Origin of the sequence: Clostridium rhizosphaerae, from assembly GCF_016765585.1 — a bacterium.
GTDB classification, from domain to species: domain Bacteria; phylum Bacillota; class Clostridia; order Clostridiales; family Clostridiaceae; genus Clostridium_AT; species Clostridium_AT rhizosphaerae.
Genome location: NZ_JAESWC010000012.1, coordinates 41,978 through 58,919, shown reverse-complemented (window position 1 = coordinate 58,919; position 16,942 = coordinate 41,978). Strand labels below are relative to the sequence as shown.

General features: G+C 32.7%; 12 protein-coding genes. 9 read left to right on the top strand and 3 right to left on the bottom strand.

Annotated features, from left to right (window positions below):
• Positions 1–69 precede the first annotated feature (69 nt).
• The 3 genes from JK636_RS23900 (at position 70) to JK636_RS15705 (ending at position 2,895) form a co-directional block, all read left to right on the top strand.
• Positions 70–198 (top strand): hypothetical protein, encoded by a 129-nt coding sequence (locus tag JK636_RS23900; protein WP_274601617.1) that lies wholly within the window; start codon positions 70–72, stop codon positions 196–198.
• An 840-nt stretch (positions 199–1,038) separates the two neighbouring features.
• Entirely contained in the window at positions 1,039–2,388 is a 1,350-nt protein-coding gene (locus JK636_RS15710; protein WP_202749939.1) for a glucose-6-phosphate isomerase, read from the top strand.
• A gap of 66 nt (positions 2,389–2,454) precedes the next feature.
• On the top strand, positions 2,455–2,895 hold the full coding sequence (locus JK636_RS15705; RefSeq protein WP_202749938.1) for a YaiI/YqxD family protein: 441 nt from the start codon (positions 2,455–2,457) through the stop codon (positions 2,893–2,895).
• A gap of 383 nt (positions 2,896–3,278) precedes the next feature.
• Here JK636_RS15705 and pulA read toward each other — a convergent pair whose 3' ends face one another.
• Positions 3,279–5,411, bottom strand: a complete 2,133-nt coding sequence (gene pulA / locus JK636_RS15700) for a type I pullulanase (RefSeq protein ID WP_202749937.1) — start codon at positions 5,409–5,411, stop codon at positions 3,279–3,281.
• Positions 5,412–5,699: 288 nt separating this feature from the next.
• Between pulA and JK636_RS15695 the strand changes: the two genes are divergently transcribed.
• From JK636_RS15695 to JK636_RS15685, 3 genes are all read left to right on the top strand, one after another.
• Positions 5,700–7,700, top strand: coding sequence for a triple tyrosine motif-containing protein (locus JK636_RS15695; RefSeq protein ID WP_202749936.1), 2,001 nt, complete (start codon positions 5,700–5,702; stop codon positions 7,698–7,700).
• 274 nt (positions 7,701–7,974) lie between these two features.
• Positions 7,975–8,589, top strand: coding sequence for a lytic transglycosylase domain-containing protein (locus tag JK636_RS15690; RefSeq protein ID WP_202749988.1), 615 nt, complete (start codon positions 7,975–7,977; stop codon positions 8,587–8,589).
• A 778-nt stretch (positions 8,590–9,367) separates the two neighbouring features.
• Complete coding sequence (locus JK636_RS15685; RefSeq protein WP_202749935.1) at positions 9,368–10,084, top strand: pseudouridine synthase; 717 nt, start codon at positions 9,368–9,370, stop codon at positions 10,082–10,084.
• A 263-nt stretch (positions 10,085–10,347) separates the two neighbouring features.
• On the opposite strand, the gene JK636_RS15680 is transcribed toward JK636_RS15685, so the two are convergent.
• Both JK636_RS15680 and JK636_RS15675 read right to left on the bottom strand, forming a co-directional pair.
• Positions 10,348–10,995, bottom strand: a complete 648-nt coding sequence (locus JK636_RS15680; protein ID WP_243428250.1) for an amino acid ABC transporter permease — start codon at positions 10,993–10,995, stop codon at positions 10,348–10,350.
• A 27-nt stretch (positions 10,996–11,022) separates the two neighbouring features.
• Entirely contained in the window at positions 11,023–11,817 is a 795-nt protein-coding gene (locus JK636_RS15675) for an amino acid ABC transporter substrate-binding protein (RefSeq protein ID WP_202749933.1), read from the bottom strand.
• 188 nt (positions 11,818–12,005) lie between these two features.
• Between JK636_RS15675 and JK636_RS15670 the strand changes: the two genes are divergently transcribed.
• From JK636_RS15670 to ligA, 3 genes are all read left to right on the top strand, one after another.
• Positions 12,006–12,311, top strand: coding sequence for a YerC/YecD family TrpR-related protein (locus JK636_RS15670; RefSeq protein WP_202749932.1), 306 nt, complete (start codon positions 12,006–12,008; stop codon positions 12,309–12,311).
• A 156-nt stretch (positions 12,312–12,467) separates the two neighbouring features.
• Complete coding sequence (pcrA, locus tag JK636_RS15665) at positions 12,468–14,723, top strand: DNA helicase PcrA (protein WP_202749931.1); 2,256 nt, start codon at positions 12,468–12,470, stop codon at positions 14,721–14,723.
• Positions 14,724–14,872: 149 nt separating this feature from the next.
• The gene (gene ligA, locus JK636_RS15660; RefSeq protein ID WP_202749930.1) at positions 14,873–16,873 is read left to right on the top strand and encodes an NAD-dependent DNA ligase LigA; all 2,001 of its coding nucleotides are present in this window, start codon (positions 14,873–14,875) and stop codon (positions 16,871–16,873) included.
• Positions 16,874–16,942 lie beyond the last annotated feature (69 nt).

Genomic DNA, 16,942 nt, shown 5'->3' with positions numbered 1-16,942 from the left:
GAGACTATTCTCATATAATATTAGCGAAAAAGTATGAGTATTAATGCTTGGTTATGAAAGAGGATAGACATGAGGAAACTTATTTGCAATAAATGTGGAACCATATGGTATACATCAAGTACATTTGATGATAACATATGTGAAAACTGCGGAGAAATACTTATCGAAGATAAAGAAGTAGATGCTGACGATAAATAATTCTAAACATAAAAAAGAGCTCACACGAGCTCTTTTTTATGTTTAAATAACTTATATGCTTTGAAAGCTATCTCGATAAGAAGATATCTTCTTATCGAGATAGATAGTTGCGTTTTAACTTGTTGAGGCTGGTAAAGCAACCGAAACTAAAAACCGCCCGTTATGCTGATGTGATTAAGCGATTAAGCAGAGAACATCAGATTTTTGATATAATGATGATTCTTCAAGACATTAAAATAATAAAGAAAGGTGATGTTCCATGGCAGAAAGTTTGGCACATACTAAGTGAGTATGCAAGTATCATATTGTATTTGCGTCTAAATATAGAAGAAAAATAATATATCATAAACTAAGATAGGACATAAAAGATATCATAAAAAATCTATGTAAAAAGTACTTTTCGCCTTTAAAGCAGCAGGAGAACACTTTTTATTAGCCTGTCACACATTTTCACAGTAAAAATAATGTAGTTGAATCTATTTACTGCATTTTAGCTGTAACCAAGGAAACTTTCGCTTCGAGGGAAGAAATACTCGCATCAATTGAAGAACAGACTGCAACCATTGAAGAGGTTGCTAAAATAGCACAGGAGCTTAAGGGTATGGCAAGTGATTTTAAGCTTTGACTTTATATATACAACACTAAAGTTCGAGATTTTATGTCTCGAACTTTATTTTGTATAAAGCGGATGTTGAAAGTTAAAATTATATATGTAAATAATAAGTTAAATTTATTGTGCAATATGGACAACTTTATAGTAAATATTGATTTATTTAGTTTATTAGGCTAAAATTGCATGTAGTGGTTAAAATTATTTCATTATTTTTTGGAGGTATTAACATGTCTAAAACATTAAGCTTAGATTTGAGCAAGGTTAAATCATTTTTAAATGAGAATGAAGTTTCAAATTTGCAGACAATGGTTACTGAAGCACACAATATGATTCATAATAAGACAGGAGCAGGCAGTGATTACTTAGGATGGGTTGACCTTCCTGTAAATTACGATAAAGATGAATTTGATAGAATAAAAAAGGCAGCAGAAAAGATAAAGAACAATTCTGATATACTTATAGTTATTGGTATAGGAGGTTCATATTTAGGAGCTAGAGCTGCTATAGAAAGCTTATCTCATAGCTTCTATAACAATCTTCCTAAAGGAAAAAGAACAACTCCTCAAATATTCTTTGTAGGAAACAACATTAGCTCTACTTATATGACAGATTTATTAGAAGCTATTGAAGGAATGGACATATCAGTAAATGTTATATCCAAGTCAGGTACAACTACAGAACCAGCTATAGCTTTCAGAATTTTCAAGGACTATGTTGAGAAGAAGTATGGAAAAGAAGGAGCAAAAGAAAGAATTTTTGCTACAACTGATAAAGCAAGAGGGGCATTAAAAACATTAGCTGATGCAGAAGGATATGAAACCTTCGTTATTCCGGATGATGTTGGAGGAAGGTACTCTGTACTTACAGCAGTAGGATTGCTTCCAATTGCTGTTGCAGGAATTAGCATAGATGAAATGATGAAGGGTGCTGCTGATGCTAGAGAAGCCTACAGTAATCCTGATTTAAATAAAAATGATGCATATAAATATGCTGCAGCTAGAAATGCATTATACAGAAAAGGCAAGGTTACTGAAATACTTGTTAACTACGAGCCTGCACTGCATTATTTTAATGAATGGTGGAAGCAGCTTTATGGAGAAAGTGAAGGAAAGGACAACAAGGGAATATTCCCAGCAGCAGTTGATTTTTCAACAGATCTTCACTCCATGGGACAGTATATTCAAGAAGGCTTGAGAAACATTTTTGAAACAGTTGTTAATGTAGAGAAGGCTAGAAAAGAAGTTACTATCGAAGAAAGTGCTGAAAATATAGATGGATTAAACTTTTTAGCAGGCAAAACTATGGACTTTGTTAATAAGAAGGCTTTCCAGGGAACAGTGCTTGCTCATAATGATGGAGGAGTTCCAAACATCATAGTAAACTTACCAGAATTAACACCATACTATTTTGGATATTCTGTATACTTCTTTGAAAAAGCTTGCGGAATAAGCGGTTACTTAAATGGCGTTAATCCATTTGATCAACCTGGAGTTGAAGCATACAAGAAGAATATGTTTGCCTTACTTGGAAAACCTGGCTTTGAAGCTGTGAAAGCAGAGCTTGAGAAGAGGCTATAATAAAATTACAAGGGGATTTTGCAAAATAGCATCATCCCCTTAATTTTTAATTTAAGGGAGAGAAGTATGAGAATAATAGTAGATGCTGATGCATGCCCGGGAAAAGATATTATAGAGGAACTTGGAAAGGAACATGGTCTTGAAATAATAATGTACTGTGATATAAATCATTTTCTTTCAAGCGACTATTCTACTATAAAATATATGGACAGCGGTTTCCAAAGCGTTGATATGGCTGTTGCCAATGAAGCAAAACAAAATGATATAGTTGTAAGCCAGGACTTTGGTGTAGCTGCAATGGTACTTGGTAAAAAAGCCTTTGCTATTAGCCCTAAAGGATATATTTACACTAATGATAATATAGATAAGCTTTTATTTGAAAGACATATATCTGCTAAGGTTAGAAGAGGTGGAGGAAAAACTTCAAATCAAAAGAAAAGAAGCAGAGAAGATGACGAAAGGCTTTATAGAAACCTTTTAAAGTTAATTAAGAATGAAAGCATGTAAAAAGCTAAATGATTTTGCGACCTAAATGACCGCATGCTGCGACGTAAAGGCCTTAGAGCCTAGCTTTTGTATTGAAATTATAGCTAAAAGTTAATAAAAAGCCTACGCTTTAAAAGATTTTGTGTGAATATGAAGCAGCTGGCAAGATGGAGAATAACTTAAGATAAACATTGAACAAACTCTAGAAAGTCTTATGCTGACGTTTGAAAAATCTGTATTCCTAGCTATGACCCATAAAAACTCCTCTTGAGAGAATTAGCGTAGAATACAGATTTTTTAATAAGACGGCATTAGGTTTTCTTAGTGAAGTGAAGTTTATCGTGATATTCTCCATCTTGCCAGCGGTATTCTATCACAAAAACATTTAGTGCGTAATCTACTCATTATCTATATATAACTGTCATTGAAATACTTTCTACAGTAATTGCATTTGTGTTTAGATTTCTTAAGGCTTCAACACCTGCAGAGTTTTTATCAACAACTACATTCCAAGTGCCTTCAGGAATATTTATGCTTACAGCTTCTTTGCCTGCATTGTAAATAACAATTATATCCTTCCAGCTATCTCCGTTAGCATAATTTTTAAGAATAAAACCTACAGTGTTTTTAGGCATATCAGGCAAAAACTCCAGGTGATTTTTAATTTGTTCTACATTGTTCATCTTAAAAGCGTTATGCTCTTTTCTAAGCTTTATTAAACCCATGTAATACTTAGTGACATCAATGTATTGAGCTTTTCTGTCCCAATCCATCCAGTTTATATGGTCCTCTGAACGAACACTGTCTTCAATACCATATTTTGTTCTGCAAAATTCAACACCAGAGTGAAGGAAGGGAATTCCTTGTGAAGTCAATACTATTGCATTTGAAAGTTTTTGCATTGATTTCAGATTTTCTTCACTATCTTCAGGATTTGAAAATTTTAGTTTATCCCATAGAGTATTATTGTCGTGAGCTGAAACATAATTTATAGCCTGATCTGGAGATTTAAAAAGAGAATTTCCGTTGCCTGTATAATCAGTACAGCCAACTACGCAGTATTGTACTGTTTCCTCCATATTTTCCATACCGCTTGCAAAGCCCTTTTCTTCTTTAATAAATACACTTCCACGGACAGTATTTCTAATTGTATCGTTAAAGTGTCCTATATGAGGCATTTTGTTTGCATTCTGCTGGTTTGCTTTTATATCATCTGAAAGCATAGTACCTAAAATCCAGCCTTCACCATACAGCATCATAGGTCTTTCTAAAGTATTTAACTTTTCACGAACTGCATTCATTGTGGTAACATCATGAAGTCCCATTAAATCAAAACGGAAACCGTCAAGATGATATTCCTGAGCCCAGCAGTAAACAGAATCTACAATAAACCTTCTCATCATGAGACGTTCTGAAGCTGTGTCATTTGAGCAGCCGCTGCCATTTGATGCTTTTCCATCCTCAAAAAATCTGAAATAGTAGCCAGGGAATATTCTTTCTAAGTTTTCAGTCTCAAGGTTGAAAACATGATTATAAACTACGTCCATGTTTACACATAAATTATTTTTGTGCAGAGCCTGAACTAAAATTTTAAGTTCATAAATTCTTGCTATTGGATCATATGGGTTAGTGGAGTAGCTTCCTTCAGGAGCGTTATAGTTTTGAGGGTCATAACCCCAGTTGTATTTTACAGAATTTCTTTCATTGGTACTTACGTAACTGAAATCATACATCGGCATAAGCTGTACATGAGTTACCCCCATTTCTAATATGTGATTCAGGGCAGTAGACAGTCCTTTGCTTGATTTTGTATTTTCTTCTGCAAGTCCTAAAAACTTACCTTTACTTTTTACGCCACTGTCAGGGTGGGTGGAAATATCCCTAATTGAAGTTTCATATATTATTGCTTCAGTAAAGTTTTCAATTCTAGGGGCTTGATGGTTTAAAAAGCCTTCAGGATTTGTGTCATTAAAATCTATAATTGCTCCCCTAAGGCCGTTTATTCCAAGGGCTTTTGCATAAGGGTCTACGGCTTCTTTTGTCTGACCATATACTGTTACTTCATAAGTATAGAATAAGCCTTTTAGATTCTCATTAACATTTAGACTCCAAAGACCATTGTCTTCTTTCATTGACAGCCTTACTGGATCTTCTTTTATTTCCGGATCGCAGTTTTTATAAAGCAGTAAATCTATCTTTTCAGCGGCTGGAGACCATACTCTGAAATTTGTATTATCTTCACTATAGAAATTACCCAGCTCTAAATCTGTGAAGTATCTCATATTAAAAGCTTCAGTATTAAATATTTCCCTGTAAATAGCTTTAACTGTTACATTTTTGCAAGTAATATAACAGTCATGTTTTATATTTATTTCATCATTTAGCTTTATAATTATAGAATTGTTGTTATTTTGAATTTCATTAATTTTAGGATACTTGTCTCCATTTTTGATTATTATTTCATTAGAAGACAGATTAACCTGTTCGATTAAGTGTAATTTTATTTCGTTAAATTTAGTTACTTCTGCATTAAACATTATAAATAATCTCCTTTAATAAAAATGTGCAAACGTTATAACAAAAATTATAACTTATTATATTATTATATACAATGCAAAAGTTATAGTCATTAACGATGCCATAAAAATCCTTCAAAATTGAATGTTTTGAGACAACATTAACGTAAAATCTTTATTTCATTATATATTTTAAAGTATATTAAGAGACAAAATCAGAGTTACGTAACTTAAAAAAATACTATAACAAATTATGGAATTATAGTATAATGTATTTTGAGGTATCTTATAAACAGGGGATGAGATTAAATGAACGATATAAGTATAGTTTTTAACGTAGAAAGCCCACAAGAAAAAAATACAAAAATTGTTATGTCTATTGATGAAAAACCAAAAGAAAGACTTCAATATAAATTTATAGTTGGCAGTGATGGAACATGGGAGACCTTGAAGGATTTTAGCGAGGGTGAAAGTGTGGAATGGCTTCCTAAAAAGGAGGGCAAATATACAATAATGGTACAAGCTAAGGAAAAAGACAGCAGCAAATCCTTTGATTATTTTGCTAAGGCTGATTATACAATTGGCGAAGAAGAAAAGCTTATTAAACATATTTATTTAGATAAATCAAAACTAAAAATTGGAGATAAGCTTTATCTATCTGTAGAAACAAGCGTAGTACCTGTTGTATATAGATATTGGATAAAAGAAAAAGAAAACTGGAATCTAATTAAAGATTATAGTGCTGAAAATACTTTAGCATTAAGTGTTAGGGAAACAGGAGAACAAGAAATTCTAGTAGAGTGTAAAACCCTTGAGTCTAAAAATAAATTTGATGATTTTGAAAAAGTTAAATTTGAAGTTGAGGGAATAAAGAAACTGGAAATAACAAATTTTGAATGTTTGATTTCAGATATGATTGTTAACAGTGAACTTATTTTTCAGGTAGAGGCAGATTATGAAGACAGCAGAATGATTTTATATAAATTTATAAAATTCAATCCGGATGGAACTTCAGAATGTGTTCAAGATTATTCTACGAAGAGAATGGTAAGTTTTTCTGAGAAGGTTTATGGAGAGTATAAGCTTTTGTGTCTTACAAAGGATATGTATTCACCAAAAGAGTATGATGATAGAGCTATAATAAATTACAATGTTAAGCCTTATATGGATATTGTGATTCAAAGCTTTTCAAGTGATTTAAGCTCGCCACAGGTTTGTGAAAGTATAGTTACTTTAAAAGCAGTTGTAAGCGGCGGCAAAGAGCTTTTATATAGATTTAAAATAGATGGAAACAACAGTGAGGATTCAGGCTATATAAGAAATAATACTTATGCCTGGAAGACTAAAAAATCAGGAGAGTATAATATTGAGCTTTGGGTTAAGGATGTATCTTATGAAAGCAGCTTTGAAGCAGCTTCGAGCCTGAATTTCAAAATAGATGAATACTGTAATGACCCTGTAGTAATTAATGAGGTAAGTTTAGATAGAAATAATAGGCTTTTAAAGAATGAAGTTGTAAAAGTTAAAGTTATTGCAAGCGGCGGAACAGAGCTCAGATACAGTTTTATTGAGAAAAAAGATGGAAAGCCTATAAATAAAATAGAATATGGTACCTGTAACTGGGTTAATTTTTCAGCAGAAGAAAAGGGGAATTACGAGGTTGAGGTCAGAGTAAAGGATAAGTATTCTACAAGAGAGTATGATAGTCATTCCATAGTTCTTGTTGAAGTTTTTGATTATATGCCTGCTGTTATAGAGCATATACTTTCAAATGCAAAAGAGCACTATCTTGTTGGAGATACTATAGAATATAATATAATAACACAAAACACTAAGAAAACTATACTAAGGTATGTTCTTAGCATTAATGGTCAGAAGGTTGAGGAAACAGACTTTGTCAAAGAAAAAAAGTATAAGTTTACGCCTAAATGCAGCGGTAACTATTTGATTGAGATATACGCAAAAAATCAGGACAGTGATAAAGAGTTTGATACTAAAAAAGATATAAGGATAAAGGTACAAGATGCACTTCCTATTACTAATACAAAAATACAATGTGATAGAACGAAGGTTATAGTAAATGAAGGGGTAACCTTCACTGCAGATTGCAGCGGGGGAAAGGATGTACTTTATGAGTTCTATCTTATGAACAAGGGTGACTGGGAGCTAATGCAAAATTACAGCAAGAAGAACTACTACAGTTTTATGCCATTTTCAAAGGGAACTTATAGAATATTGGTTCTAACAAGAAGCAGTTTGAAAAAGTGTTCCTATGAAGATTATGATATGCTTGAATTTTTAGTGGAATAAGAAAGTAGACAATCGTATTATTTCCATTGAATTTAAATAAATTGTAGGGCATAATTAATATGGAGTAATATAAAAAGCAGAGATATTTATAACTTATAATAAATACAATGCAAAAGTTCTAATACATTCATGATGTCCCAAAAATCCTTGAAGAATGGATATTTTATGACATCATGAATGTAAGAACTTTAGTGCATTATATATAATTATCTTTATAAGGAGTGCGACGGTTTTGAAAGTAGATAATAATGCGCAAAATAATGTAGAAAAATATATGCAAATGCAGCTTGTTACACAAATGCTTAAAAGTGCAGCAGGTGAGGATTCAAGTGCCTTTCAAATAGTAATGGAAAGCTTAACAAAAGCTATGCAGGATAATCCAGACGGATTAGGTTCTCTTGGGATTGATGAGAGTACTTTAAGCGGTTTAGGCTATGGCGGTGGGCAGCCTCTTCAAGATTTTGTACAAGACGTGCAGTATGGTGTTCATAATGATATTACCAGCAATAATATTTCCATTGATGAAGCAGCACAGAATGCATCAAAAAAGTATGGTGTAGATAAACAGCTTATAATGGCAGTTATAAAGCAGGAATCAAGCTTTAATCCTAATGCTAAGTCAGGAGCAGGAGCTATGGGTCTTATGCAGCTTATGCCTGGAACAGCACGTTCAATGGGAGTAGACAACCCTTATGATGTACAGCAGAATGTAGATGGCGGAACAAAGTATTTGAAGAATCTTTTAGACATGTACGGAAATTCAAAGGAGCTTGCTTTAGCTGCTTATAATGCAGGGCCAGGAGCTGTAGCAAAGTATAATGGAATACCAAACTACACGGAAACTCAAAATTATGTAAAAAAAGTAATGCAGTATTATTCAGGCAAATAAGTTACAACAGCCTTTTACGGGCTGTTGTTATTTTTTTGAGTAAGGATATAATATAAGTAGATTGCGAGCAAAAAGTTTTGGTTATAAAATATCGCCAGCAAGATGGAGAATATCATGTTAAACTTCACTAATAAAATCTAATGCTGACTTATTAAAAAAATTTTATTCAACACTAATTCTCTTAAGGAGAGTTTTTGAGGGTCATAGCTAGGAATACAAATTTTTAAACGCCGGCATAAGATTTTCTAAAGCTTGTTCAATGTTTATCTTAGTTATTCTCCATCTTTCTAGCTGTTTTTTCTCACCAAACCTTTTAAGCGGCAGCTTCTTATAAATTTCTAATTAAGTTTTGTTACATAATTAAAACATAATTACAAAGAGAAATCATTAAGCAAGTCATATAAATACTTATAATGGCGTATAAAAACTACATAGGCTGGGTGTAAAGACAAAGAGCAGGTGTAGAAAATAATATTTAACTTGATTGATGACTTTGCTCATGTTCTTGGCGAAGTGATGCTGAAAAGCTTAGAGTCTCTCTTTTGAGCAAGCTAAAAGTATTTTAAGTTTACTAAAGAAGTTTTAAAGGCTACGGCTATTAAAGAAACAAGAAATTAAAGCGAACCCATAGATACTCTTAGCTTTTCAGTATTGCAAGTCTTAGAACATACGCAAAGGAATCATAAGGTAAAATATTATTTTCTACAATAGGCTCTAAGGTCTTTGCGCCACAGGCTGTGGTTATTTTAATTCGCAATTTTATTACAGGAGGTAAGTAATGGAAAGATTAGATAAAATTTTAGCCAATTTAGGTTATGGAAGCAGGAAGGAAGTAAAGGCTCTTGTTAAAAAGGGAGAAGTTTTAATAGATGGTAAGTCTGCAAAAGACAGTTCCATGCAGATAGATCCGGAAAAGAGCGAGATAATTGTATCGGGTGAAAAGCTGAATTATAGAAAGTACATATATTTACTGATGAATAAACCAGCAGGTGTAGTATCTGCTACCTTTGACAATTATGATGAGACAGTAATTGATCTGATTGATGATGAATACAGAGCTTTTGAACCTTTTCCGGTAGGAAGGCTTGATAAAGATACAGTAGGGCTGCTTCTTATAACTAATGATGGGGAATTAAATCACAGACTGATAGCGCCAAAATGGCACGTAGATAAGGTGTATTACGCTGAAATAGATAAAAAGGTTGATGAGTCGGATATTAAGGCTTTTGAGAATGGTATTGTCTTAGATGACGAGTATAAGTGCATGCCTGCAAAGCTTGAAATATTAAATTCTGATGAAAATGGATCAGAAGTTTTGGTAACTATACAGGAAGGGAAATTTCATCAAGTTAAGAGAATGTTTAATAGTGTGGATAAGAATGTAGTATTTTTGAAAAGAATTAGTTTTGGACCACTTTTGCTTCCAGAAGATTTGGAAGAAGGTCAATGTCGAGAATTGACCGAAAATGAAATAAGTATTTTAAAAAGTATTTAATCATACTATATTTGATAAGAAAACATTCAATTGTAAACGAAATATGAAGGAAAGTTATTCATTTAACAATTACTTTACAATTTTCTTTGCAAAAACTATTGTATTTTTTGTATAATTTTAATATAATAATTGTGCAAGGATAAATAAAAAGAATTAAATAGCCCCCTTTTTATTTATTAAAAACAGCCCCGCCCCAAGGGCTGTTTTACTTTTTTGAAAAATATAACTTAAATAAAAAAATCTGCAGTGTTTTGCAGATTTTTTTAATCATAACTAAATTTTGTTTCCATTACTTTAAATATTATTGTAAATACAGAAGTCATCATTAAATAAAGTATTGCAGCTCCAAGAAGTATTTCCATAGGCTTGAAGGTTGTGCTTGATATTTGCTGTGCGGTTCTCATTAAATCCACCATGGCTATAGTGGATACTAAAGAAGTATCTTTTAATAAAGCAATAAATTCATTTGTTAATGGAGGTATCATTCTTTTCATACTTTGAGGAAGTATTATAAGAAATACAGTTTTCCAAAAGCCTAGACCCATTGTATAGGCAGCTTCCCATTGAGCTTTTTCTATAGATTCTATTGAGGCTCTTATAACTTCTGCAATATATGCTGCTATGTTTAGAGTTAACCCAATTACTGCAGCAGGAAAAGGATCTAGTCTTAGCCCAAACTGTGGAAGGCCATAGTATATAAGGAATAACTGAACCAATAGGGGAGTTCCCCTAAAGAGCCAGGTATACAGGCTTCCAAAGGAGTTTAGAAATACATTCCTGCTAATTTTAGTAAATGCTATCAAAAGAGCTAAAGCAGTTCCAAGAACAATAGTAATAGTAGTAAGTTCTATGGTTGTTATACTTCCTTTTATTAATATAGGAAAGAATTTTATTATTGTATTAGTATCCAAAGTAATCCACCTCATTTATTACAATACTTATTTTGTTATATCTTCGCCTAACCACTTGTTTGAAATTTTTGCTAAGGTTCCATCCTTTTTCATGTCTTCCAGTGCTTTATTAAATTCATCTCTAAGCGCAGTATCTTCTTTTCTAAAGCCAATTCCCATATCCTCTTTGCTTAACTGTTCTTTAAGAATTTTGAAGTCTGCACTTTTATCTTTTACATAATATCTGCCAACTAATTCATCTACTACAACAGCATCAAGTCTTCCGATTGCTAAATCCTGAAGTGCTTCAGTATTTTTATCATATTTTTTAACCTGTTTTATGCTGCCTTCTATATCTTTTACTGCAGCCTCGGCAGTGCTTCCTAATTGAAGGCCTACAACCTTTCCCTTTAAATCTTCACGGGTATTAATAGCTGTGTTATCCTTTTTCACAACTACAATTTGTCCACCAGACATATAAGGTCTTGAAAATGCTATTTCTTGCTCTCTTTCTGGAGTAATACTTAGAGCGGAAAGAATAATATCAAATCTTTTTGATTTTAAAGATTGAATTACACCATTCCAGTCTGTGGGCATGAATTCAAACTGTACATTTAATCTTTTTCCTAATTCATTTGCTAGATCAATATCAAAACCTTTAAGGTTATTTGCTTCATCTCTGTATTCCATTGGAGGAAAGGTATCATCCATCCCTACAACTATTTTCCTTGATGCATTTTTTGTATCTTTGGAAGTTTCTTTGGTTTTGCTGCAGCCCGCAGCTGTAAATAATATTGTGGAAGCTAATAATAGACTTCCTATAAATTTAAATTTTTTAATCATTTTTATTGAATCCCCCTTATGATATAAGTTAATTACAGTATTATTATAATTTAGTATAGTAAAGTTGTAAAGTACTAAATTGAAATAAAGATAATTTTTATGTAGAATAATTTTGGATAAAATGATAAAATAAAATAAGAAAACGTTATAATTAAGATGAGTACATAGAGTACCAGGAGGACAAAGGTATGGGAGAATATAGGTCAAAGCTTGAAAATAAGGAAATGGATTTTCTTTGTGAAGCAATATTAAGTTTAGAGACTAGAGAAGATGTTTATAAATTTTTTGAAGATATTTGCACAATAAATGAGATAAAGGATTTGGAGCAGAGACTTCAGGTAGCTAAAATGCTTAAGCAAAAAAGAACTTATCTTGATATTGCAAGTTCAACAGGAGCTAGTACAGCGACTATAAGCAGAGTAAACAGATCTCTTAATTATGGAAGCGATGGATATAATACTGTATTTGAAAGAATAAACTGGAAAGAAAAATAAATTACAGGCTGCCTCACTTTAAAAAATAATTTTAAAGTGAGGCAGTTTTTATTTGTTAAATATTCTTAAATGTTATATAAAGCAAAAAATATGATATAATTAAAGCTATGTAATAGGAACAAGTGTTTATTTTGTTATTAGATTAAGGAGGAACACATGGATTTACAAAAGCTTTTAAATAAAGAACAATATGATGCAGCCACTACTATAAATGGACCGCTTCTTATACTTGCAGGAGCGGGCTCGGGAAAGACAAGAGTTTTAACTTATAGAATCGCTCATATGATAAATGATTTAGGAGTATATCCTTCTCAAATTCTTGCCATTACTTTTACTAACAAAGCAGCTCAGGAAATGAAGGAAAGAGTTAAGGTTTTAGTTGGTGATGAAGTTAATAATATGTGGGTATCAACCTTTCACTCAAGCTGTGTAAGAATTTTAAGACGTGAAATAGATAAGCTTGGATATAATAAAAATTTTGTTATATATGATACTTATGATCAAAAGACTCTGGTTAAACAGTGTATGAAGGAACTTAACATAAATGATAAGGATATAGATGAAAAAGAAATAATAAACAAAATAGGCAGTGCGAAAGACAAATTAATAACTCCAGAACAATTTAAAAGAGAAAATCAATATAATTTCAGACTTAATAAAATAGCCGATGCTTATATTCTTTATCAAAAGAGGCTTAAGAGCAATAATGCCTTAGATTTTGATGATATTATATTTAAAACAGTTCAGCTTTTCAGCCAGCAAAAAGACGTACTTGAGTTCTATCAAAGAAAGTTTAAATATATTATGGTGGATGAGTATCAGGATACAAATATGACACAGTATGAGCTTGTAAGGCTTCTTTCAGCTGGACATAGGAATATATGTGTTGTGGGCGATGATGATCAATGCATTTACGAGTGGAGAGGAGCAAACATAAGAAATATCCTGGATTTTGAGAAGGATTATCCTGAAGCTAAGGTTATAAAGCTTGAGCAAAACTATAGATCTAAGGGTAATATATTAAACGCTGCCAACTCAGTAATAAAAAATAACTTTGAAAGAAAAGACAAGGTTCTTAGAACAACTAACGAAGATGGCGGAAAGATAAGAATCTATAGAGCTTTCTCAGATAATGATGAAGGTGACTTTGTAGTTTCTGAAATGAAGAGAATTATTAAAGAAGAGGGCAGAAGGTTTAGTGACTTTGCTGTACTTTATAGAACAAATGCTCAGTCTCGTATATTTGAAGACAGCTTTATTAGATCAGATGTTCCATACAGACTTATTGGCGGTCTTAAGTTCTATGACAGAAAAGAAATAAAAGATGTTATGGCTTACTTAAAACTTATAAATAATCCTTTAGATGATATAAGTCTTCAAAGAATAATAAATGTACCAAAGAGAAGTATAGGAGAAGCTACCGTTGCTAAAATTCAGGAATTTGCAAATAATAATGAAGAGCCTCTTTACAGCACTTTATTAGATATAGATTATGTGCCTGGTTTAACAGCAAGAACTATAACTTCTGTTAATAAATTTACAAGTCTTGTTAACAGCTTTATGAGAAAAAGAGATGAAGTACCGGTTTCTGAGCTTATTGAAACAATTCTTGAGGATACAGGATACTTAAAAGAGCTTAAGAATTCAAATGATATTGAAGATGAAAGCAGAATAGAAAACCTTAAGGAATTAGTATCTGCAGCAGTTGATTTTGAGCAGAATAATGAAGATGCCTCCTTAGGAGCCTTTCTTGAAAAGGTTGTTTTGGTTTCTGATATAGATAATTTTGATCAAAATGCGGATTCTGTAGTTTTAATGACTCTGCACAGTGCTAAGGGACTTGAGTTCCCTGTGGTATTCATGGTTGGTATGGAAAATGGGATATTCCCTGGGCAATCTTCTTTAAATAATGAGGATGAAATGCAGGAGTCAAGAAGATTGTGCTATGTTGGAATTACTAGGGCAAAGGAAAAGCTTTATATGACCTCAGCGGAGATAAGAAGGGTCTTTGGAAGGACAGTAGCATATTCCCCATCAGACTTTTTAAATGAGATTCCAGTGTTATTAAAAGAATATGTTGGAGGAAAATCCTTCAGCCAAAGATTTAACAGCCCTGCGCCAACTAAGGGAAGCATGGACAACATTTTTGGAAACAGTGCGCCAAAACCCGTAGGTGCCGGAGCACAAGCTTATAATATGAATAATGTAGCTCAGTCAAATGCCCAAGGCGCAGGAAAGCTTCTTACGGCTGATGAAGCAACCCTTGGAAGAAAAGTTAAACATACTAAATTTGGAGTTGGAACTATAGTGAGTGTTACAAAGGATGGAAGCGACGTAAGACTTACCATTGCTTTTAATACACAAGGAATTAAAAACTTTATGCTGGGACTTGCGCCGCTTGAAGTAATGTAGAATTAAGAATGTAGAATGTAGAATGAAGGAAGAAAATCCTTATGGGATTTTCAAAATTAAGGATTATGAATATCAAATTTAAATTTTAGTTTTGCTTTGCAAAACATTCATTAATTCTACATTCTAAATTTTTATTTGGAGGTTTTATTATGGATGATAGGGATACCAAAATAGCTAGAATTAAGGAACTTATTGAAGAGCTGAATAAGCATGCCTATAATTATTATGTGCTTGATAATCCTTCTATTTCAGATAAGGAATACGACAAAAAGTATGATGAGCTTTTAAAGCTTGAGAAGGAAGTAGATTATACACTTCCTTATTCACCAACACAAAGAGTTGGGGATGTAGTTTTGTCAGAATTTCAAAAATATACTCATAGAGCTAAACTTTGGAGTTTAGATAAATCACAATCTCTGGGAGAGCTTGAGGATTGGTTTAACAGAAATAAAAAATTTGTTAATGAGTATAATTCAACTCATGAGGATAAATTACCTGATTTAAGCTTTGTTGTTACAAAAAAATTTGATGGCCTTACCCTTAATTGCACCTACGATGAAGAAGGAGTGCTTGTAAGAGCAGCTACAAGAGGTACTGGCACAGTTGGTGAGAATATTACAGCACAAGCAAAGACTATAAAGAGTCTTCCTTTAAAAATAGATAATGATTATCAGTTTGAGATTCATGGTGAGGCTATAATGACTAAGAAGGCCTTTGATGAATACAATAAAAATGCTGAAGTGCCTCTTAAAAATCTAAGAAATGGCGCAGCAGGGGCGCTTAGAAATTTAAATATAAAGGAAACTGCAAGAAGAAATCTTTCAGCGTTTTTCTATGACATAGGATATACAGAAGGCGAACCCTTTGAAAATTACATAGATATGATGAATTTTATAAAAGAAAAAGGTTTTCCAGTAGATGAATATATTAAAGTATGCAAAACTATCGAAGAACTAGAAGCAGAAATAAATTACATAGAATCTATAAGAGAAGAATTAGATTACGATATAGATGGAGCTGTTATAGTTATTAATGATACTAGAACAAGAGAGCTTTTAGGGTATACAGTTAAATTTCCAAGATGGGCAATTGCTTTTAAGTTTGAAGCTCAGGAAGCGACTACAAAGCTTTTAGAGGTAGAGTGGAATGTAGGCAGAAGCGGAAGAGTTACTCCTACCGCACTTCTTGAACCTGTTGAGCTTGCTGGAGCTACTGTAAAGAGGGCAACTCTAAATAACATGGATGATATAGCTAGAAAAGGTGTTAAAATCGGCTGCGAGGTTTTTGTTAGAAGATCAAATGACGTTATTCCTGAAATAATGGGTGTTGTTGAAGAAACGGCAAAAGATGGTATTGAGATAGAAGCACCAAGGCACTGCCCAGCTTGTGGAAGTGAACTTATTCAGGAAGGCGTGCACTACTTTTGTGAAAATACTTTATCCTGCATGCCTCAAATGGTTAAGAGCATTGTTCATTTTGGAAGCCGTGAAGCTATGAATATCGAAGGCTTCAGCGAGAAAACTGCAGAGCAGCTTTTTGAAAAGCTTGATATTAAGTCTATTGCAGATTTATATAGATTAAAAAAGGAAGATTTATTGACTCTTGAAAAGTTCGGTGATAAAAAAGCTCAAAATTTATTAGATGCTATTGAGAAAAGCAAGGGATGTGATTTGCCATCCTTTATATTCGCACTTGGAATACCTAATGTTGGTAAAAAAACAGCTACTGACCTATCAAAAAATTTTAAAAGCTTAGAAGCTATACAAAAAGCAGCTTTTGATGAATTAATTTCTATACAGGATATTGGAGATATTGTTGCAGAAAGTGTATTAGAATTCTTTAAAGAGGAGAAAATAAAAAATAGTATTAATGAATTATTAGCATTAGGAGTTAATCCTTATTTTGAAGAAACAAAAGTTATAGATAATCCGTTTAAGACCAAAACGGTAGTAGTGACAGGAAGCCTTGAGGGCTACAGCAGGACTGAAATAAAAGAAAAACTCGAGTCGCTTGGGGCTAAGGTATCAGGAAGTGTAAGCAAAAAAACAGATTACGTAGTTGCCGGGAAGGAACCGGGATCCAAATATGAAAAGGCTGTAGAACTTGGGGTGAAGATACTTACAGAAGAAGAATTTAATTCCATATTGTAAAATATTTGTAAATATATCATAAATAACTTTACAAATGCAGCATTTTGAATTATTATACTGTAGGAGAAA